Annotated in this window: 18 protein-coding genes; 8 read left to right on the forward strand and 10 right to left on the reverse strand. The window is 49.7% G+C overall.

Going from position 1 to position 21,005, the window contains the following annotated elements; all coding sequences use genetic code 11:
* The first annotated feature begins 22 nt into the window (after positions 1-22).
* Entirely contained in the window at positions 23-1,201 is a 1,179-nt protein-coding gene (locus J2X75_RS19580) for a winged helix-turn-helix domain-containing protein (protein ID WP_310339280.1), read from the forward strand.
* Positions 1,202-1,375: 174 nt separating this feature from the next.
* Positions 1,376-2,617: an MFS transporter gene (locus J2X75_RS19585; protein WP_397384001.1), complete on the forward strand. Its 1,242-nt coding sequence runs from the start codon at positions 1,376-1,378 to the stop codon at positions 2,615-2,617.
* 122 nt (positions 2,618-2,739) lie between these two features.
* Here J2X75_RS19585 and J2X75_RS19590 read toward each other — a convergent pair whose 3' ends face one another.
* The 5 genes from J2X75_RS19590 to J2X75_RS19610 form a co-directional block, all read right to left on the reverse strand.
* A complete protein-coding gene (locus J2X75_RS19590) occupies positions 2,740-2,940 on the reverse strand; it encodes a hypothetical protein (RefSeq protein WP_307541435.1) in 201 nt (66 codons plus the stop codon).
* A 133-nt stretch (positions 2,941-3,073) separates the two neighbouring features.
* Positions 3,074-3,745: a class I SAM-dependent methyltransferase gene (locus tag J2X75_RS19595; RefSeq protein ID WP_310339285.1), complete on the reverse strand. Its 672-nt coding sequence runs from the start codon at positions 3,743-3,745 to the stop codon at positions 3,074-3,076.
* Positions 3,742-5,220, reverse strand: coding sequence for a glycosyltransferase family 4 protein (locus tag J2X75_RS19600; RefSeq protein WP_310339288.1), 1,479 nt, complete (start codon positions 5,218-5,220; stop codon positions 3,742-3,744). Before J2X75_RS19600 ends, J2X75_RS19595 begins: the two co-directional genes overlap by 4 nt.
* 1 nt (position 5,221) lies before the next feature.
* On the reverse strand, positions 5,222-6,217 hold the full coding sequence (locus J2X75_RS19605) for a glycosyltransferase (RefSeq protein WP_310339291.1): 996 nt from the start codon (positions 6,215-6,217) through the stop codon (positions 5,222-5,224).
* Positions 6,214-7,506 carry a tetratricopeptide repeat protein gene (locus J2X75_RS19610; RefSeq protein ID WP_310339294.1) on the reverse strand — a complete coding sequence of 431 codons (1,293 nt, stop codon included), beginning with the start codon at positions 7,504-7,506 and terminating at the stop codon, positions 6,214-6,216. The genes J2X75_RS19605 and J2X75_RS19610 overlap by 4 nt, the downstream gene beginning before the upstream one ends.
* 383 nt (positions 7,507-7,889) lie before the next feature.
* Here J2X75_RS19610 and J2X75_RS19615 point away from each other — a divergent pair, with 383 nt between their 5' ends.
* Genes J2X75_RS19615 through cydC form a run of 4 tightly spaced genes read left to right on the forward strand, consistent with a single transcriptional unit; the run spans position 7,890 to position 14,087 of the window.
* Complete coding sequence (locus J2X75_RS19615; RefSeq protein ID WP_310339297.1) at positions 7,890-9,305, forward strand: cytochrome ubiquinol oxidase subunit I; 1,416 nt, start codon at positions 7,890-7,892, stop codon at positions 9,303-9,305.
* The gene (gene cydB / locus J2X75_RS19620) at positions 9,250-10,305 is read left to right on the forward strand and encodes a cytochrome d ubiquinol oxidase subunit II (protein WP_310339300.1); all 1,056 of its coding nucleotides are present in this window, start codon (positions 9,250-9,252) and stop codon (positions 10,303-10,305) included. Before J2X75_RS19615 ends, cydB begins: the two co-directional genes overlap by 56 nt.
* 1 nt (position 10,306) lies before the next feature.
* The gene (cydD, locus tag J2X75_RS19625; RefSeq protein ID WP_310339302.1) at positions 10,307-12,223 is read left to right on the forward strand and encodes a thiol reductant ABC exporter subunit CydD; all 1,917 of its coding nucleotides are present in this window, start codon (positions 10,307-10,309) and stop codon (positions 12,221-12,223) included.
* Position 12,224: 1 nt separating this feature from the next.
* On the forward strand, positions 12,225-14,087 hold the full coding sequence (gene cydC / locus J2X75_RS19630; RefSeq protein ID WP_310339305.1) for a thiol reductant ABC exporter subunit CydC: 1,863 nt from the start codon (positions 12,225-12,227) through the stop codon (positions 14,085-14,087).
* Positions 14,088-14,321: 234 nt separating this feature from the next.
* On the opposite strand, the gene J2X75_RS19635 is transcribed toward cydC, so the two are convergent.
* The 3 genes from J2X75_RS19635 to J2X75_RS19645 all read right to left on the reverse strand — a co-directional run bounded on the left by J2X75_RS19635 (position 14,322) and on the right by J2X75_RS19645 (position 16,601).
* Positions 14,322-15,281 (reverse strand): MraY family glycosyltransferase, encoded by a 960-nt coding sequence (locus tag J2X75_RS19635; protein WP_145325010.1) that lies wholly within the window; start codon positions 15,279-15,281, stop codon positions 14,322-14,324.
* A gap of 117 nt (positions 15,282-15,398) precedes the next feature.
* Complete coding sequence (locus J2X75_RS19640; protein WP_310339307.1) at positions 15,399-16,214, reverse strand: hypothetical protein; 816 nt, start codon at positions 16,212-16,214, stop codon at positions 15,399-15,401.
* A gap of 69 nt (positions 16,215-16,283) precedes the next feature.
* On the reverse strand, positions 16,284-16,601 hold the full coding sequence (locus tag J2X75_RS19645) for an ArsR/SmtB family transcription factor (RefSeq protein WP_223868731.1): 318 nt from the start codon (positions 16,599-16,601) through the stop codon (positions 16,284-16,286).
* Positions 16,602-16,955: 354 nt separating this feature from the next.
* Here J2X75_RS19645 and J2X75_RS19650 point away from each other — a divergent pair, with 354 nt between their 5' ends.
* Both J2X75_RS19650 and J2X75_RS19655 read left to right on the forward strand, forming a co-directional pair.
* The gene (locus J2X75_RS19650; RefSeq protein WP_310339310.1) at positions 16,956-17,345 is read left to right on the forward strand and encodes a nuclear transport factor 2 family protein; all 390 of its coding nucleotides are present in this window, start codon (positions 16,956-16,958) and stop codon (positions 17,343-17,345) included.
* A gap of 199 nt (positions 17,346-17,544) precedes the next feature.
* Positions 17,545-18,060, forward strand: coding sequence for a hypothetical protein (locus tag J2X75_RS19655; protein WP_310339312.1), 516 nt, complete (start codon positions 17,545-17,547; stop codon positions 18,058-18,060).
* 401 nt (positions 18,061-18,461) lie between these two features.
* Here J2X75_RS19655 and gntK read toward each other — a convergent pair whose 3' ends face one another.
* Positions 18,462-20,012: a gluconokinase gene (gene gntK, locus J2X75_RS19660; RefSeq protein ID WP_310339316.1), complete on the reverse strand. Its 1,551-nt coding sequence runs from the start codon at positions 20,010-20,012 to the stop codon at positions 18,462-18,464.
* A 146-nt stretch (positions 20,013-20,158) separates the two neighbouring features.
* The gene (locus tag J2X75_RS19665; protein WP_091035913.1) at positions 20,159-20,986 is read right to left on the reverse strand and encodes a carbohydrate ABC transporter permease; all 828 of its coding nucleotides are present in this window, start codon (positions 20,984-20,986) and stop codon (positions 20,159-20,161) included.
* Positions 20,987-21,005 lie beyond the last annotated feature (19 nt).

Below are 21,005 nucleotides of genomic sequence, written 5' to 3' on the forward strand. Positions count from 1 at the left end.
GAATACATAGGAGGAACCAGGCATGTCTTTACAATTGGATGAAGGGACATACACCGTAACCCGGCGTACGGATTCCATTCGCCTGCTGGCGAAGGAATTTGCACTTTTTCATTTTTTATATGAAAACAAGGAAAAAGCCTTCACCCGCAGCCAACTGCTGGATCGGGTATGGCCACTGGAATATCCGGTTGAACGCACCGTGGACGATCATATCTATCGCCTGCGCAAGAAGCTGAAACGTTGGGATGAGATACGTCTGGATACAGTAAGGGGCTATGGATATCGGCTTGCTGTACATGAGAACAAGTCCGCTCTACCCGCTAGCCCCTCTGCTCAGGACCCGGAAATGCAGGAAGTCATTCACGGATTACTTCGTAAATATCACTTGTTTGGGCAGGGAAACGCCATACAGACCCTGGTTCAACAGCAGGAAGCACTCGGCATTCAGATTGTGCCGTATTATCAGTTGTATATCCGTTTTATACAGGGAGATCTGGAATGGCTGATTACAACGAAAGAAATTCCCTTTGAGGAGCGACTATATTGGCTACTGATTTTCGTGCACCCCCTGATCGAGCCGGCGGATAGTATTCAGTTGTATGAACAGGCGCTGAATTCATCGGCATTGTCTGCTGATCAGCTTCGCGAACTCCGCATTCTGAACATCATTGAAGTCTATGTAGAGGTGGGCCAATATCAACGGGCCAAAGCACAACTGGAGGAAACGTATCGTGTAATAGAGACTGACGAGCTCAAGAATTTCAGACTGCCTGTAGCACTTGCAGCGTTGTATGTGGAACTGTGGGGTGGCAGCGGTGAAGCTGTTGAGGCCCAGATGGCAGTTCTGCGGTCAGGATTAAAGGATGCACCCTATCTGCGAGAGATCGGACGTTTTCAGGTGATGGAAGGATTATGGTTACTTCGGCAGGGACGAATTCGTGAGGCAGAGTTAAGAATGGATGACGGTCTGGATGTATTGAAAATGTCACTGAACGCACCGCTGTATCTGAATGCAGCATATCAGATTCTCCTATTCCTGGGTCATCATCGAATTGAAGGCAGACTTCGGAGTAAGTATCGTCAAGTGTATGCTGAGATCGGCAAAAGTTACGGTGTTCCCTTATATGGACAACAAATTGTAGATGAAGTACGTAACTTTTTATCTCCTACCTCCCCATCCTCTGATCTTCCTCTGATATAACTTCTTTATGATTACAGCCAAGGAACATACAGACCGCTAACGGCTGTAATCAAGGGAGGAAGTACATGTATGACCGTCATTTCAACTGAATCCACATCCAATGAATCCACCGAATCGCCCGCCTCATCTGCGCAATCTTCCAAAAGCTTATGGACTAACCTCCGGTTTGTCCGCATGTTTATCGCATACTCGCTGGCTACGTTTGGAGATTGGTTCGATGCACTCGCCATCCAGGTGATGGTGGCCTACCGTTGGGGTGCTGATCCGCTGATTATTGCACTTATTCCTGTATGTATGGCTGTCCCGGGTATACTGCTTGGCTCCTTTGCAGGTGCTCTGGCTGATCGACTGCACAAAGTGAAAATCATGATTTTGTGTGATGTAATCACCGTGGGATTAACCGTTGCTATTTTATTCGCACCAAGCCCGGCATGGTTGCTTCCACTGCTCGCTCTGCGTGCCATGATGGGAGTGTTCCACGTTCCAGCTCAGCAGGCGTTAACCCGTCAGGTGGTGGCAGAGGAGCATCTGTTTCAGGCATCGTCCCTAAACGGTTTTGTGAGCCAGTGTTCGAAAGTGGCGGGACCGCTTCTGGGTGCAGTCATTTTGGCCTTCTTTTCACCACAAATATGTATTGTCATTAATGCCTGTACCCGCCTGTTGTCAGGTGCGGTATTATGGCCCTTGCGGCGTTTGGTGGAGAAGTCGGAGTCCGTTGAATCAGACGGAAGTGCTGCTAGTGAAAAGGATGGATCGGAATCTTTGTTCTCCCAGTGGAAGCAAGGCTGGCGTTTTATACAGAGCAGTCGCACCGTGCTGAGTACGATTTTGTTCGGCTGTTTTGGACTCATGGCCATTCTCATGATTGATTATCAGTTTACTACCCTGTTTCGGGAGATCAAGCCAGGTAATGAATCACTGCTCGGCTGGTTGGGGTCGTCGGCAGGAGCCGGGGCAGTCATCATCATTTTGTTGTTAAATCGCTTGCCGAGAATTGGGTATGGGTGGGGACTGGGTGGAGGATATCTGTTCGTGGGTGCCGGAATCGCTGCGCTGGGGTGGATCGGCCCACAAACACCTGAAATTTGGGTCATTATCTGGGGTCTCTGCATTGGGCTTGGTAATGGACTCTTTATGGTAACACTGAATTATTTGCTGCAAAAGGAAACCCCTCCTGCCTATGTAGGGCGCGTCTTTGGCATTCAAAATTCACTATCCAGTGTTGTACTTGTCGTAGCTCCACTTGCAGGCGGAGCACTCATTCGAGCCGCAGGGCCGAGCCCCACCTTTCAATATATCGGTCTCGCTACGCTGGTGATTGGTCTTGCCGGCATACTGCTGCAACGAATCTTGTGGGAGGGGAAGCAGCCTCTCGTGTCTGAAGCAAAAGAGACCATTCCGCAGGAATCGGTCTGACAGCCTTGTCCGGACAACATTTTTTATCATCATTGCATCTACTATAAAACGAACAGCCGCTTCCGATATTCATTCGAAGGCGGTTGTTTGCACGTTGCATTTGTTATACATCGTTGAACGAATTATACTTCCCACCAAGCAAAATAAGCAGTGGAGGCCATTAGTCCTCCAACTGAAAGTGATCCGCTAACAGTCAGATTGATAGCCTGATCTGGAGGAACGACATATCTTCCAGATTCATTGGATAGAAAAGGACCTGCTGCAAGCCCTGTCGCCTCGTGGCGTGCTGGCGTTGCCCGCAGCGCCTTCCTTCTGCGGAACACTGCGGGCTGCTTGCGCTATGCGGCATGCCGGACGGCGTACAGCAGCCCCATGCGGACGAAGTGCCCGCCCCGGAGCGCACGGTTCACGCGCTCCTTTCCACTCTGCACTTAACTCAAAGCAACCCAATTCGTCTCAACCTTTGCATATCACCGCTCGAAAACAGCGGATCGGCGTGCCGTACATGTCAGACCAGATGGCATCGTCTGGCTCTACCACATTCAGCTTATCTTCAATGGTTAATCCGGTGACAGCCATGATCGTCTCCAGCAGATCCGGCCGCATCTCGGGTACATCAAAGGTAGCGATTAACTGTCCGTTTGGTTTCAGCACCCGAGCGAATTCACGAAACGCCCGCAGCATCGTGCCTGTATCCAGATGCTCCAGTACAGAGATACAGAACACCCGATCAAACTTACCCGACTCGTACGGAAGCTGTGCCAAATTAGCCTTTGCACGGTGCAATCGGACGAGAGTTGATTCCGGCAGATCCTGGGCGGCCTGCTCGCCAAAATCAGAAACAATATCCAGTCTTATCGCCTCTTCAGACAAAATACGTTCATCCCAGTCACAGGCGTGAACCTCGCGGCAGTTCTCTGCAAGCCAGAATTTGAACGGATGGGAGATGCCGCAGGCTGCATCAAGGACCACATCGTCTGAACGTGCAAACCGCCGGGCCCATTCATATTCGTAGGGACGGCTCCACCATGCCGGATGCAGGGGGAAGACCAATGTGTCCGTTTTAGGGTCACTTTGCCTAATGTATCTTGATTCCATGAATTCCGGTGCCTTGGGCGTATCCATCATCCCCGAATTCCCTCCTTTAATCCTGTCTCTGCCAAAAATGATTCCAACACCGTGCTCCACCGGCTCCGCCACCTGGCAAGATCATACGACAGTGCAGTCTCGCGCGCATAGATTCCCAGTCGTTCACGCTCGGCCCGATCCTGTACGAGACGAACCAGAGCAGCGGTCAGTTCCTGCTCGCCGGGAGGTACCAAAAGCCCGTTAAAACCATCCTGAATGAGATCATTCAATCCGCCGACATTGGAGGCAATCACCGGAAGTCCACAGCTCATTGCTTCCAGACAGGCATAGGAGGTACCCTCCGAGAATAATGTTGGAATTACGGCGATATCTGCCTGATGGTAGGCCTCACGAATATCCCGGAAATCATACGTGCGCTGGTTAATTCGCTCCGCATGTGGATGAGTACGATGCCAATAACGAAAGGCTCTCCCGACCGTACTTCCTTCAACCAGTTCCCCGGCAAATTCAATCTCCAGATCCGGAAAAGCCCCCAGCAGCTTATCTGTTGCAAGCATCATTGGAATAATGCCCCGTTCCATGCTGATTCGACGCGGATATATAATGCGAATTGGGCGGGGATAGGTCATCCGGACATCCATAGTTTTCTGTTCAACCTGTCCCTGAATCGGAACATTATCCTGATATTCAGCATCTGCTTCTGCTAGAACATCTGTTGCCCAATCCGTTGCATTTCGGAGGTTACGAGCAACCCTATACGTTTCGCCATTTACCTCGGCTGTTTCCAGTTTTGATAAATTCAAATGGAAATCTACCGTTTCTTTCCCCTCTGGTTCTTGATCGCTATCCTTGCCTTCTACAGCTTGCACCCCTGATATAACTGCACCAACATTTTCTCCATGACTCGCCAGATCATTCTTCCATGCGACAAGCCATTCGTCTTCCTGTTTCTGCTCGAAGGTCCGTGTTGGCGGGGCTGGTGTGAAATAGGACGTATCCACTGCGTTGGGAATCAGGACAACCTTCCTTGAATCGGTATAGGTGCACGCAGCCCGGCAAAAGGTCTGGAAATGGGAATCCACCGATACAATGCGCACGAGTCCATCCAGAGCCAGTTGAATATGTTCCGCCACTTGTTGTTTGGTCTCCAATGGCAGCCCGGGACGATCCCAGTTAATGCCGTGACAGATGCCAAGACTGCCGGGTTTGTAGGTGATGGGTTGCCACAGACAGCTGGCATAGATCACTGGGCCGCGCGCTGCGGCTGCCATCCGGTCAAAGGCTTCCGGTACATTATCCATGTCGTACGAATAACCAAATACGTCAATCTGCTCCGTCCGAGTCTGGAATGCTTCAAAATAAGAGAGCTGATGAACCTCGGGAATATGCCCGAGTCCGCGGATGACACTGCACAGATCCAGAATATAGCGCTCCAGTCCACCCCTAAATACACGACCGAATTCCCGGTTGTACCCGTCGGTGAAACTATGCGTCAGAATACTCACCACGCCCATCTCACGGTCCCTCCTTCCAGGGAATCAGCCGAGGTTCCGGATCGAGAATAGACTCGTAATGTGCAAGATTGCCCCACTCACCGCTCGGATCAATACGTTTGTAACGCAAATATTTACGAACCCGGTCCTCCAGACTGCCTGCCCAGCCGAGATGCTGAACCTTCAGTTCCGTACTGACTCCAGGCAACACGGTGCAGGACAAGGGAAGACGGGGAACATGATGATTCTGTTGTGGATAAAAATAAGGATATCCAGGCATATACCGTACAAGTGAAGCAGTATGCCGTTTGTGCAGACACCAGAGATCATCTTCCCGGTAGTGGGTCCGGCCCCCCCACATGTCGTAGAAACGGAATGCAAACCAGTCTGCGTACTCCTGATTAATCAGCGTGCGTATGGCTTTCTTGGCCTCTGAGCTGTACAGCTCATCCGCATCAACCGAGAGCAACCAGTCGGGACGTGTTCCCGCCGCCGCTTGCCATAAGGTGTTGCGAAGCCGCCATTCCTCGGCGAACAGCGGTTTCTCCAATACCTCCAGACGGACTACCTTTGGATAGGCTTTGCATATGTCCGGGGTTCCGTCTGTGCTGGCATCGTCCACAATCACGATTTCATCCACGAACTCACTCAGATCATGCAATACTTCTTCCAGGTATCGGCCACGCTCATTGCGAACCTGGAGCATGGCGGTGAGCTTGTTGCCTTTGCTTTTGCGAACCCGACGAATGGAGAAGGGCTCTTTGAATACACATGTTTCCTCTTGTGTCATAGCAGCATTCTGTTCTTCCTGACCTTGTGTGTCACCCCAGTGATGCACTTGGCTTCGGATGTTCTGTGTTTGTTGTGTATGATCCGGGGGGTGATCGCCATTTCCCAATGCATCTGTATGTGCTCGATCGACTGTTTTCGTTGGCGTGTAAGTGGTTTCGGTTCGGATATCCCTGTGCACCATTGGCCCATTCAACTGTTGTCTACGCTTCTTCGGGTCCAGCATCATGGCACCTCCCCAAGCAATTGCTGTACAGCATGATCCAACAGCTCCAGCTCCACAATCCGGGCCAGCGCATCTTCATCCTCCAGTGCTGTCTCAAGGAAATGTCGGACTGCCCCGTGTCGTTCCCCTCGCAGTGCCAGCGCACTGCCGGATAATTGCTGATAGTCCCGGCGACTGGCATCATCCTGAATATCGACTGCATGCACCAGAGCCAGTGCCTCTCCCACACGTCCAGTCTCCTGGTAGATGCGGAATTTCCAATGTCTCGCGGTTTCTCCGCCAAGTTCGTCAAGGATACGCAGGGCATTTCCGTAATCTTCGTTCATACGCAGTAGTTCCGCTCGTACAAGTTGATCTTCTCCCGCCTCAAGCCAGCGACATAACTGTTCATAATGATGCCGTTCTTGTTCATCGGCTGCACTAATTCCATACACCCGCAGGGCGTCCTCCAACTGTCCGGCCCGGGCATGAATGGCAGACAGGAATCTATAGTGGGAGACTACACAGTCACTGCGACCATTCAAGACCGCATGGGAGAATGCCTCTTGAAGTGAATTGATAGCCCGAGGATCTTCAAGCAAGTACTCATAGGCTGCCAGCAAAAAGGATATCGTCTCATGTGCACCTGCTTTGGCACGAAGCTGGCGGTAGAAGTCGGCACGTACACTGCATTGAAGCAGGGTGATGCTATCCGGAGTGCCTGACAGGATTTGCCGCAGCGCATGCAGGAAGAACAGTTCGTAGTCCCGGAGAGGGACTTCGAGATCATCTTTTTGCATCGTACCTGCAGGTGCAGGGTCTTCACCGCCCAGCCAGATAGCGCGTGCACCTTGGAATAACAGCTTCATATAACGTGTTTCGGAGGATGTGCCTACCAGATCGGCGATGCCGACCAGTTTGGAAATACTACTCTCCCATAGCGGAGATTCTGCTTCGTTTCCAGCAGGCTCAGGGAGCAGGGCAATACATAGCTCAGGCTCCAGCGAAGCCGTAGCCATTAGCCAGTAGGGATGGGCGACTACGGCTACGGTGCGAGGTTCCAGCAATAGCTGCTCGGCCTCAGGGAGGGAGATGACGGTAATGACCGGAGGTACATCTTCTGTTTCTGTCAGGCTGCTGACATAGTAGACATCTCCCTCGATCGACAGCAGTGCAGCAATATCGGGATAGGGAAAGGATGACCAGCCCCCTTTGCGAGGGAAGAGAACATATCGGACCGGGGACTGTATTGTACTGGCCTTATCCAGGCTGACTTCGGAGTCTTCACCTGGTAATGGCGCAGGTTTTTCCATGAATAGTTCACCTCACCTTGACTGTAATATGGCGCGTCATTCGTTCTGCATGTACTTCATGCTTTCACTTCATATGTAAAGCCCTCACGGTACTTCGCATGATATGCCTGAGACTAACATATGGGCATTCCGTCCCAAACATGAGTATCTTCCATGAATAGATGAAGTTGGCAAGCTGTGATAATAGGCTGAATTTTATCTTTTGTGTGACCAGGATCACTTTTTTTTGCTCTAGAGACGAAGATTGTGATAATTATCACATGTATAAAATAGGTAATCTGGCACAATACGTTCATCAACGTATTTGGCGGACAGACAGCGAAGGTGCAGCTTCAATGCCAGATACGCATACTGCGAAGTGAACAGAAAGAAGGGGTAACGGTATGGATCCGATTATGTTATCGCGTATCCAATATGCACTTACAACGATTTTCCATTTCTTTTTTGTCCCGCTATCCATCGGTCTTGTACTGTTGGTTGCAATCATGGAGACGTTGTACGTTGTTAAGGGTAAGGAAATCTACAAAACGATGGCGAAGTTCTGGGGCAAGCTGTTCCTGATTAACTTTGCCGTCGGTGTAGTCACAGGTATTTTGCAAGAGTTCCAGTTTGGCATGAACTGGTCCGAGTACTCTCGGTTTGTGGGGGACGTGTTCGGTGCGCCACTGGCTATTGAAGCGCTACTGGCGTTTTTTATGGAGTCTACATTTATTGGTTTGTGGATATTTGGATGGGATCGTTTGTCCAAAAAAGTGCATCTGGCCTGCATCTGGCTGGTGTTTGTCGGCACATTCCTGTCCGCGCTGTGGATTCTGGCAGCCAATTCATTTATGCAGCATCCGGTCGGGTTTGAGATTAACAACGGCCGAGCCGAGATGAATGATTTCTTTGCACTCATCACGAATGGTCAGTTGCTCGTCGAGTTCCCACATACGATTTTTGGGGCATTGATGACAGGGGCTTTCGTCGTAACCGGGATCAGTGCCTACAAATTAATGAAGAAGCAGGATGTGGAGATCTTCCGCAAATCGTTTAATATCGCGATCATTATCGCTCTTGTTTCTTCATTTGGTGTAGCTTTCTCTGGACACTTCCAGGCTCAATATCTCGTGGAGACACAGCCGATGAAGATGGCAGCCAGTGAAGGCACATGGACAACGACAGAAGATCCGGCACCATGGACGGTGGTCGCTTTTATCGATCCGGATAAACAGGAGAGTACGGGTGAGATCAAAATCCCTGGATTGCTCAGTTACCTGTCCTACAGCAAGTTCTCCGGTAGTGTCCAAGGCATGAAGGAGCTTCAAGCCGAGTATGAGCAGACGTATGGACCGGGGAATTACATCCCGCCGGTACGAACAACGTTCTGGAGTTTCCGCATTATGATCGCAGCAGGGGGCTTAATGATTTTGTTATCCCTGTATGGTACGTTTCTGGCTATGCGCAAGAAGCTGGAGGTTGCAGGAAAGTGGTTCATGCGTCTGATGGTATTTGCTATTTCTCTGCCATTTATCGCCAATACATCTGGTTGGATCATGACCGAGGTTGGAAGACAGCCATGGACGGTATTTGGTTATATGACCACCGAGGCCGGGGTTTCACCGAACGTATCCGCAGGCATGATCCTGTTCTCGACCATCGCTTTTACAGCTGCGTATACGATTCTCGGTATCGTGATGGTATACCTGTTCGTACGTGAGATCAAGGCAGGGCCATTTGCGGTCGATAAGCCAGAAGATCACGATGAATCGGCCGATCCGTTCGGCGTGGATGGAGGTTATTCCGTTGTCACTAAGTGAGTTGTGGTTTTTGCTGATTGCCGTGTTGTTTGTCGGTTTCTTCTTTTTGGAAGGTTTTGATTTTGGTGTGGGGATGTCTACAGGCATTATTGCCAAAACGGACCGCGAACGCCGGACCCTGATCAACTCGATTGGTCCCTTCTGGGATGGTAATGAAGTATGGCTGATTACAGCAGGGGGAGCGATGTTTGCTGCCTTCCCGCACTGGTATGCCACGATGTTCAGTGGTTTCTACCTGCCGCTTGTGGTCGTGTTACTCGCCTTGATTGGTCGCGGGGTTGCCTTCGAATTCCGCAGTAAAATGAAACAGCAGCGCTGGCGCAAAACATGGGATATCATCATTGTGGTATCCAGCGCGCTCCTGCCTTTCCTGTTCGGCGTAGTCTTTGCCACGTTCATGAAGGGTCTGCCTATTGATGGGGAGATGCAGTTGCGTGCAGGATTCCTCGATATTGTTAATCCGTACACCGTGATTGGTGGCTTGAGCGTAACCCTGCTGTGTCTGGTTCATGGATTGCTGTTTGCCTCCCTACGAACAGTCGGGGAACTCAGAGAGCGTGCCTTGAATACAGCGCAAAAATTGATGCTGCCGTTGGCTGCACTGCTCGCTGTTTATGCGTTAATGACGTATTTTATGACCGATGTATTCACCGTACGGGGCTGGGCCCTTTGGATAATGGTTGTACTTGGCGCAGTCGCGCTTGCACTTGCGGCTTACTTCGTGCGTCAGAAGCGTGAAAGCTGGGCTTTTGGTATGACCGGGGCAGTCATTGCGATTGCCTTTGCTTCGGTATTTATTGGACTGTTCCCAAGAGTGATGGTGAGTTCCTTTGGAGCGGCATATGACCTGACCGTATACAATGCAGCATCTGGTGCGTATTCTTTGAAAGTCATGACCATTGTAGCTTGCACATTGCTGCCGTTTGTTCTTGGCTATCAGATCTGGAGTTATTATATCTTCCGCAAACGCCTGAACGAGCAGCACCACCTGGAGTACTGATATGGGACGGGGGCTGCTGAAGCTGCCGGGCATCCGGCCAGTACTCGCGCTGGCATCAGCGCTGGTACTGTTACAGGCGATGACGATCATTATGCAAGCCAAATGGCTGGCACAGGCCATCACGGCATTGTTTGAGGGTTCATCCGTAACGGAGCAGTACCCGGTACTGCTGCTGTTCCTGGCTGCTTTTGCCGCCCGATACGCTCTATCCTTCTGGTTACAACTCGTGACATCACGATATGCGGAGAGGACAGGGACTGATCTGCGCAGACAAATGGTGGAGCAGTGGTTTAGACTTGGGCCGCGTTATGCCAAGACCGAGGGCACAGGCCATCTGGTTACACTGGCACGTGAGGGAACAGCTCAATACAAGACGTATCTCGAACTATTCATTCCTCGCATGCTGGGCATAGGATTCACACCAATCGTCATTCTGCTGTATGTGTTCAAGCTGGATCTGATGTCCGGGGTTATTCTGATGCTGACTCTCCCAATCCTGATCGTGTTCATGATTCTGATTGGTCTCGCAGCTCAGCATAAGATAGACGGACAATTCAGATCCTACAAAGCACTCGCTAACCATTTTGTTGATACCTTGCGTGGGCTGGAGACGCTAAAAACATTGGGACAAAGCAAAACACACGAAGAGTCCATTCTGCGGGTCAGTCAGCGGTATCGGAAAGCAACGATGTCTACCCTGCGTATGGCCTTTCTTTCTTCGTTTGCACTCGATTTCTTCACCATGCTGTCCGTTGCTTCCGTGGCAGTTGGTTTGGGATTACGTCTGACGGAAGGGCATATGCTGCTTGGCCCTGCGTTGACGGTACTGATTCTGGCACCCGAATATTTCCTGCCTGTACGTATGCTCGGCGCTGATTATCATGCCACATTGGACGGTAAGGAAGCCGGAGCGGCCATTAATCAGGTGATTGAACGGGGGAAAGCTGCTGAACGGAAACAGAAAGAAGCTTATGCAAACGTTGTTGCGCACGCGGACATGGCAGAGGATGGGACGGGATCTGCATCATCGTTATCTTCGGGTAAAAGGAAAGCAGGCATTTCGACCATACGTGTCGTGTTGAACGATAAAACGGCTTTGGGACATCTTGCTCCTGATCCTGCTTCTGTTTCTACTATTCCTGAGCTTGTTTCTTCCGCTTCCTCAGTGTTCTCCTGGAATGAGAATAGCAGATTGGCTCTAACGGATGTACAGGTACGGCATGATGATGAAGGTCCTTATTCGCTAAAGGATGTCACATTTCAGATCACGGGTCTTGGCAAAATCGGTGTTATTGGCGCCAGCGGAGCAGGCAAGTCCACATTAATTGATGTATTGGCTGGTTTCCAGTTACCTACTTCGGGTCAAGTACTGGCTAACGGACAGCCGGTTACACCGGATATGCTCGAATCTTGGCGAAGACAGACGGCAGCTATCCCACAGCATCCGTATATCTTTAGTGGAAGCCTGGCCGATAACGTTCGTTTCTACATGCCGGAGGCTTCGGATGCGGAGGTGGCCAAGGCCATTAGCGCAGCTGGATTAACCAAGCTTCTGACCTCATTATCCGCTGGGTTGCATGAGCCTATTGGGGCTGGCGGCCGACAGCTTAGTGGTGGGCAGGAGCAACGGGTGGCTCTGGCAAGAGCCTTGCTTAGTCAACGGAACATCCTGCTGCTTGATGAACCGACAGCTCATCTGGATGTGGAAACAGAGTATGAACTGAAACAGACGATGCTGCCGCTGTTTGAAGGCAAACTTGTATTTTTGGCTACCCATCGTCTGCACTGGATGCCACATATGGATCGGATTATTGTCATGGATGGCGGTACAGTGGCAGAGACGGGAACACATCAGGAATTGCTGGCACGACAAGGTGTATATTATCAGATGATTCAGGCTCAGATGGAGGCGATATAAAATGAAGTCCGGATATGAACATATGGAGACCGTCCGTAACGGAAAAGAAAAAAATAGCTGGATCGCTCCGTATGTGGCACAGTACCGCTGGAGATTCATCGCAGTCATTGCGCTGGGTACATGCGCTGCCTTGTGTGCGGTACTGTTGCTGTTCACCTCCGGATTTCTTATCTCCAAGTCTGCGCTGCGTCCTGAGAATATTCTGATGGTGTATGTACCTATTGTTGGTGTACGTGCATTTGGAATATTCCGCGCGGTGTTTCGATATATCGAGCGCTTGGCAGGACATGATGCCGTACTGCGTGTATTGGCCGATCAACGGGTGAAGTTATATCGCATTCTGGAGCCACAGGCCCTGTTCTTGCGTTCTCGCATGCAGACTGGAGATGTACTTGGAGCACTCGCCGATGATGTGGAGCGGTTGCAGGATATTTATCTGCGTACAGTCTTTCCCGCTGTTACTGCACTTGTGATGTACGGCGGGGCTGTGATTGCTTTTGGCCGTGTTGATCTGGGATTTGCGGTGTGGATGGGCTTGTATATGTTATTCCTTGTTGCCGTGTTACCTGCGATTTCCCTGAAAGTGACGTGGAAATGGCGTGTACGGCTGAAAAAGGAAAACAGCAGGTTGTATACCCGACTGACTGACGGTGTGCTTGGACTGGGAGATTGGCTTGCAAGTGGACGAGCAACCGAATTTGTTCAGCAGCAGGAAGAGGCGGAAGAACAGGTCGATGCGATTCGTCGCAAGTTGCGGCGCTGGACACGCTGGCGTGATCTGATGGCCCAGTGTGTCATTGGCCTGATGGTCGTATCCGTGACGCTATGGGCTGGAAACGCCGCTTCTGTCGGGCAATTACCTGCCGTGATGATTGCTGCTTTTGTATTGGTGTTATTCCCGCTCACGGAAACACTTCTGCCTGTAGGGGATGCGGTGGAGCATCTGCCTCAGTACCGGGAATCACTGGACCGCTTGAAACAGCTGGAAGGGAAATCGGATCTTCAGGGGCAGACTGGAGGGGATGATGTTGGCGGAACGGGCGACTCGGACAGACGAATTCGTCTTCGCATTCCACCCAAACTAAGAGCAGACATCGAGATTAATCGCGTAAGTTACCGTTATGCAGCGGATGATTCCTACGCCGTACATGATGTATCCCTTCATCTGCCACAAGGCAAACGATTAGCTATTCTTGGACGAAGCGGCGGCGGCAAATCGACATTGTTGAAGCTGATTCAGGGGGCATTACTTCCGTCTGCGGGGAAAGTTCTGATCAACGATCTGCCTGTGCAGACCCTTGGTGATAGTGTCACTGATGTTATCGCGGTGCTGAATCAGAGCCCACACCTGTTCGACACCACGGTAGCGAATAATTTGCGGATTGGTCGTCCACATGCAACGGATGAGGAGATTCGTCAGGTGGCCGCCCAGGTAGGTTTATCCGGTCTGATCGAATCCTTGCCGCAGGGATATGATACGCCGATGCTGGAGACCGGGCTGCGTTTCTCCGGTGGGGAAAGGCAACGGATTGCTCTGGCCCGGGTACTGCTCCGGGAGACACCTGTTATTATATTCGATGAACCAACGGTAGGGCTTGATCCAGTGACGGAGCGTGAACTGATGCGGACCATTCTGGACAGCTTGCAAGGCAAAACGATGATCTGGGTGACTCACCACCTGATTGGTGCGGAACAGATGGACGAACTTATTTTTATGGAAAATGGAAAGATTGCCATGCAGGGTTCTCACGAACAACTGCTGGCTGGGGAAGAGCGATACCGCCGTCTCATTGAACTTGATCGGCCGGGGTGGACAGGTCGGCAGCAACAAGAACAACCGTTGCCACCGGTAGCCTCGAGATAAGTGTGAGCTTATGAGCGCCTGCGGCTCAAGACGTGTGGATGTTGCATACCAGCCCAGATGATTGAGCTGGACTGAACCTATACATGAATTATCAATTTAGCGAATGACACCGAATGAGTGCGGAATGAGCACGGAATGAGCACTTAACCATATAAGCATAACAAATAGACGAGCCAAGAAATCTTGGACTCGTCTATTTTTACATTCCGACATGACCGCTTACATTGCGGATACTTACATCTCTACCAGCATCAATATAATGGAAGACAGACACAGGCAGGTACTAACCAGATAGAGGACAGCAACAACCTGTTTGTGATTCAGTCCTGCACGTAGCAACCGATAATGGGCTTGACTCGCATCGGCCTGGTAGATCGCTTTACCTTGAATGAAACGTTTGATAACGACAAAGATGTTATCAAAGATCGGTACACCGAGCGCCAAAATTGGAATGAAGATGGACAACATGGTTGCTTGTTTGAATGCACCATCCAGAGCGATAACAGCCAGAATGAAGCCAAGGAACGTAGCACCTGCATCACCCATAAACACTTTGGCAGGAGCTTTGTTGTACTTCAGATAACCAATCGTCACACCGACCAGAATGATCGACATGAGTGCGGAATCACTTTGACCTTTGGCAAGGGCCACGATGAACAGGGTAATCGCCGAGATGGCCGATAATCCACCAGCCAGTCCGTCCATGCCGTCCGAGAAGTTGATGACGGTTGTCACCCCGAAGATCCACAGGATCGTGAGAATGAATTGCAGCCAGATTGGAAGCATGACATATTCCGCGTTGAAGGGATTCACAAATCCGGTGAACGCAATGCCAGAAGCAAATACGAGTACTGCCGCAGAGACCTGTACGAGCATTTTGGGCAGGGCAGGAAAATCTTTGCCTTTTGTTTTGTACCAGTCGTCAACGGTGCCAATTGTTAGCAAAAGCATACCACCAGCGACCAGAGCCGCTGTTTCCCATGTGATTTCTTTGGTCAGAGCAATGTATGTCAGGAAAAATCCAGTAAATATCGCGTAACTCGCCGTGAGCGGGATCGGTTGCCTGTGTAGCTTACGCTCCACATCTTCCCGAGGCTTGTCCACAAAATCGAGCCGGTGAGCCAGTCGACCAAGCGGCGGAATAAGCAGAACCACGACAGCAAAAGACACTATAAAAGCCAGTATGTATACCATAAACTCGCTTGTTTCACTCCCATCTACCAATTTCCCCTTATTATACGAGTTAAACAGGAAATCTGTCGATGTCATTATTGTAACCAGACGTACGCAATAGTGAACAGAAATCGGATTCTATTGCTTTTGAGGAAGATAGGCGCCGAAATAATGTTTTACGGCTTCTGCATGATATCCATCATCACCTTGCCAGGTTGCTGCAAAAACAAAATCGCTGGAACCACCTTTGCGTTTTCTCGGTTTATCTCCAGGAACCAGTATGCCGGCTGCCGCCCAGATTTCCAGCAGAGCATCTCGCTCCTGTTTGCTGGAAGGCAAGAGATCCTTCCACTTTTTCTCGAGTGAGCGAGCACTGTCCTTGGGGTCTTCCGTCTGAGCTGCTTCAAGCAGGTTGACCAGGATGGCTTGGTCTTCAGGAGTTACTTCAAAGTTTGCATCGTTGTCCTGAAGCAGTAATTCCAGATCCATCAGGCAATAGATAAGCCAACCGTGACGCACGCCGCCCCACTTGATCCGTTCAAAGTTCAGGACGTTTAAGTCGACGTTGGAATATTCCTTGTCTGACTGCAAACGCAGGAAGTTGCAATCCCCACAGGAGCTGGTGTTGGGGTGAAGGGCAGGACGTTCCTCGTAAGTATGCAAAGGCATGTTCGATGTTAAAGCCCAGCTGGATAATGCGCTGCGCAGATAGACTTTTTTGGTGGACAGACTATGTAAAAATGCCGAAATCACCCGTTCTTTAAACGAGTCATCCTGATGCATGTCGTACAGACGTTGGACAATCTCGTCATGCGTGATCGTGAGTGGATCGAACATAATACCTTTGCTTTTGGCATATTCAAATTCATCTCCAGAGAAGGGTAGAGAGGTTGTTTTCCAGCCACCACCTCCCCAGAAGTTGCTCAGCAGTATCTTTGCCGCTTTTTTGTCCATAGGGTTAGCCTCCTTTATGGGAATTGCGATCATGATGAAAGTAGTTCTTCTATCTCAAACCTGCTTACTTTAATGTACGTATTCCTCGGTTGTATTCAGAATCATCTCGACGAGGCCTGGAAAACGTGTGTTTAGTTCTTCCTTTCGTAGGGAATAAAAATGCTGTTTACCTTCAATGCGTGGCTGGATCACGCCAGCTTCACGTAAAATTTTGATGTGATGGGACAACGTGGATTTGGAAATATGATCTACTTCGAAGGCGGAACAGTTTTTCTCGCCAGAGCTGGCCAGACAGTGTGCAATTTTCATGCGGATCGGATCACCCAATGCATTGCAGACCGTGGTCAACTTCAGTTCCGAAGCCATAGGTATCGTTGGAGTTCTCATATCTATGACGTTAGCATATTCGGCCACACCTTTCAATGTTTGAAAAATTTCGAACTATAGAAGTTGAACTGTAACTATTACACTTGTTTACTCCGATTGCAGTACCATCTTTCGATCGCTCTTATCCCCAGATTTTCTTTATTCCCTTGGTCCAAGGGAAAAATCCGGTGATAAATGCGCACGCTTCGCTTCTTCAGATTGGTTCTGCACTCTCCGTGTTAGTGTAAAAGTCGGTCTCAACTTATATATTTCTTGCGGGCAGTATAGGAAGTGTGTTACATTTCTTTTCGATTAGTTCGAAAATATTCGAACTGAAAGATTGGAAAATGGCTTTTTATTCTGGGAGGAATATAAATGAGTACTATAAGTACCACTACACTGTTGAACAACTATTTCCGTTTATTTGATGCTTCACGCACAGACGAGCGCGCCATGGAGGACTTATTGTCCCTGTTTACACAGGACGCAGAGATTGTGCTTAACGGCACCAGCCGAACAGGATTCGATGGCTTCATGAAAGCTTTCTACGAGTACAATAAGGACGTAAAACATATGTGGGACGGTTGGGTGGAACAGCCTGACGGCAGCTACCAAACCAACTGGGCGGTATGCGGACAAGCGGCAGACGGAACGGTATATGCCAAAGCAGGCATTGATATCGCGCGTGTAAATGATGCGGGCCAGATTGTGTATCTGGAGAATGTACAGGCCGACCAGAATGCGTTCAGCAGGTATAATCAGTAATTAAAATCCAGGATTTCAGTTCTATAGTTGTTAGAAATCTGATTCAATAAAAGATAGGAAACTTTAACTCCACCGTTTTTTCATGCTGTGGGGTTTTGTTATACCCAACATGCTCAATCACTCTTTTTAGGATAGGATTAGAGTATAGGGATGAACGTTTATAAATTCTTAGATGTTGAAATAAAGAGGAGTGAACTACATGAACGAAATTGGGAACCGAAACGTCATGGAACCTTTAGAGATCATACCCATAGTCGGCATTGGACCATTTAAGTTGGGAATGAGTAAACCAGAGGTAGAGGAGATCATCGAGCGCATCAACCCGGAGATTAGTCAGCTCTATAACCGATTGGAGTATAATTCGGAACATAAACTCTATTTCATTGAAGTAAGTAATCCACACGATTATCCACCTGATGAATCTGATGTTGTCCTTACATATGATAATATTGACGTTTTTCGAACAAAGGCCGATGATCTCGTTAAGCTAATAGATAGTAAGACACCATATACTCGAGACATCGATGCGGAGTTGGGATTTTCTTTTATTTTCAAAGACATCCAATTGGCTTTGTGGAGACCTAGCGTGATGACCGAAGAAATGTTGAATTCAGTTGAGTTTTTGACCGATTTTTCGCCAGAGAATCAGGAACTGGAAAAGAGATTTTTCTATTTTAGGACGGTTGCTGTGGCGGCCTCGGGATACTTTATATAGAACATAAAGGGAAGATTCAAGAATGCTCAAGAGATAAATTTGATCTATTCTAAATAGAGTTTATATAGTCTGTGCATGAAAAAAAGCCCATTCCCATATGGACATAACCATGGCGGGGTGGGCCTCTTTAACTTACGGCATCTTGTATTACTTCTAACGAACCTGTGACGCGCTATTGGAGGATATTTGGCAAAAGTAATTTTCTAACAAACCACAGACACGTTAATAGGCTACATATTAGGTTCTAGAGCAGTTTTTTGCCCATGTAATCCGATATAAGGTGGCTCAGGTTCGTTAGATTTTGAAAACATGTTAAAAGCTTCAAATAAGGTGTCTATGATTCGTTAGCCTATTCCGGTTCGACTTTTTGAATCTCCGACGTGTAACATCCCACGCCTTTCCTACCCTTGCATCGTCTTATTCTGAAAAGCAGCGATATCCGCATACTCTTCTTCGAATTTGCGGGAGATGCGGATGAAGATCGGCAGCAGTTCCCGGTAGACACGGACACTGTCCGGGTCCGGTTGGTGCCGGTGTGTTGATCCGATCATGCCGGAGACGGCACTTAGGGAATCGATGCGGCCAAGGGCGTACAAGCCCAGTACAGCTGCGCCGAGACAGGAGCTTTCAATACTTTCGGGGATGATGACATCCTGATCGAAAATATCCGCCATCATCTGGCGCCACAACTCAGAGCGGGCGAAGCCGCCTGTCGCCTGGATTTTTTTCGGACGACCGATCTTTTCTTCAATCGCCAGCATGACCGTGTACAGGTTAAACAACACACCTTCGAGGGCAGCGCGAATCATATGTTCTTTCTTATGATGCAGCGTCAGGCCAAAAAACGAGCCACGTGCATTCGGATTCCAGAGCGGAGCCCGCTCACCTGTCATGTACGGATGGAACAGGAGACCCTCCGATCCCGGAGGTGCGTTTTCAGCTACACGAGTCAGCACTTCATATGGATCGATGCCAAGTCGCTTCGCCGTCTCCACCTCGGAAGCCGCAAACTCGTCCCGAATCCAGCGAAAAATAACACCGCCGTTGTTCACCGGTCCGCCAATGACCCAGGCATCCTCCGTGAGCGCATAACAGAAGAAGCGTCCTTTTGGATCAGTCACCGGTTTATCTACGACTGTACGAATCGCTCCACTGGTACCAATGGTCACGGCCACGACGCCTGGATCAATGGCATTCACGCCCAAGTTGGAAAGCACGCCATCACTGGCCCCGATGACAAACGGTGTGGTGACCGCAATGCCCATCTCCTTGGCGAACTCCGGGTGCAATCCATGTTTCAGCACATGTGTGGTTGGGACCAATCGGGAAAGGTGTTCCGGCGTAATGCCCGCCACATGCAGCGCTTCTGCATCCCAGTCGAGTTTCTCCAGATTCATGAGTCCGGTGGCGGAGGCCATCGAGTGGTCAATGACGTATTCAGAAAATAATTTATAGAAGACATATTCTTTCATGGATATGAATTTGTACGTCTGCTGGAACAGTTCCGGTTGATCCCGAGTGAGCCACATGATCTTGGTGAGTGGGGACATCGGATGAATGGGCGTACCTGTTCTCAGATAGATTTCGTGGCCATTCATCTCCGATTTGAGCACTTCGGTCCACTCGGCACTGCGATTATCTGCCCATGTCATGGCCCGCATCAACGGTTTGCCGTGTTGATCGACTGGCAGAATACTGTGCATGGCCGAGCTGAATGATACAAACAGGATGTCCTCTGGTTTCACTCCCGCTTTGGACGTGGCCTGTTTAACGGATTCAATGACTGCTTTGAAAATATCTTCCGCATCCTGCTCCGCAATCGCAGGTGTGGGGGTGTGCAGCGGATAATCGGCACTGCCTTGAGCCACAATGGTTCCGTTCTGTTCGAACAAGACGGCCTTGGTGGAGGTCGTGCCGATATCTACGCCGATCATATAGGGTGAAGAAGCCATTTTGTCATCCCTCTTTCTTGAATATATAAGGTGGCGCTATTCATCCAACTTATATGGCATCTGTTATTTCAACTATAGATAAGAATATCAGACTTGAGGGATGGATCAAAATGGAGCAGATTACGTCGATCTCGATTACACCATCCTTAATCCTTCACCGCTCCTGCGGCAATATCCGAAATGAACTGGCGGCTGATGAACAGGAACATGACAATCAGCGGAATGACGGCAAGCAGCGTACCTGCGATCACCATCGCATAGTCTGTGTTATACAGTCCGTTCAATTGAGACAACGCAATCTGCAACGTGTATTTGCGTTCATCCGTCAGGACAATCAAAGGCCACAGGTAGTCATTCCATACTCCGATAAAGGTGAACGCGCCAAGGAAAGCAAAGGCAGGTCGCAAAATCGGCAACGCCACGTTCCAATAGAGCCGGAAGAAATTACAGCCGTCGATGCGGCCTGCATCCAGCAGATCGTTCGGAATAGACTCCGTGGCATACTGGCGTATCCAAAAAATGCCGAAGGCGTTCACCATGCCCGGAATAATAAGAGCTTTGAAGGAACCGACCCAGCCGAACGTAGCCATGAGTACGAAGGAAGGCACCAGCGATAGCTGGGAAGGTACCATCATGGTCGCGAGCAGCAGGATGAAGAGCCACTTTTTGCCGGGAAATTCAAACTTTGCAAACGCAAACCCCGCCAGTGAGTCAAAAAACAGTACAAGAATAGTCACGAGGCCCGACACAAACAACGTATTCAGAAAGGCGCCCCAGAAGTCAATCTGCTGTAACACCCGCGTAATATTATTCCACAATTCGCCCCCGAACCAGAGCTGCGGTGGAAACTTGTAGATATCGGACGTTGTCCGGGTAGACATTACAATCAGCCAATAGAACGGGAACATGGATATGAGCATGCCCCCGATAAGACCGGTATACAACACCAGCGATTTGAGGTGTTTGGACGCCATAAGCGCTCCCCCTTGTCAC

It is taken from the genome of Paenibacillus sp. 2003 (assembly GCF_031455635.1).
Taxonomy (GTDB): Bacteria; Bacillota; Bacilli; order Paenibacillales; family Paenibacillaceae; genus Paenibacillus; species Paenibacillus amylolyticus_B.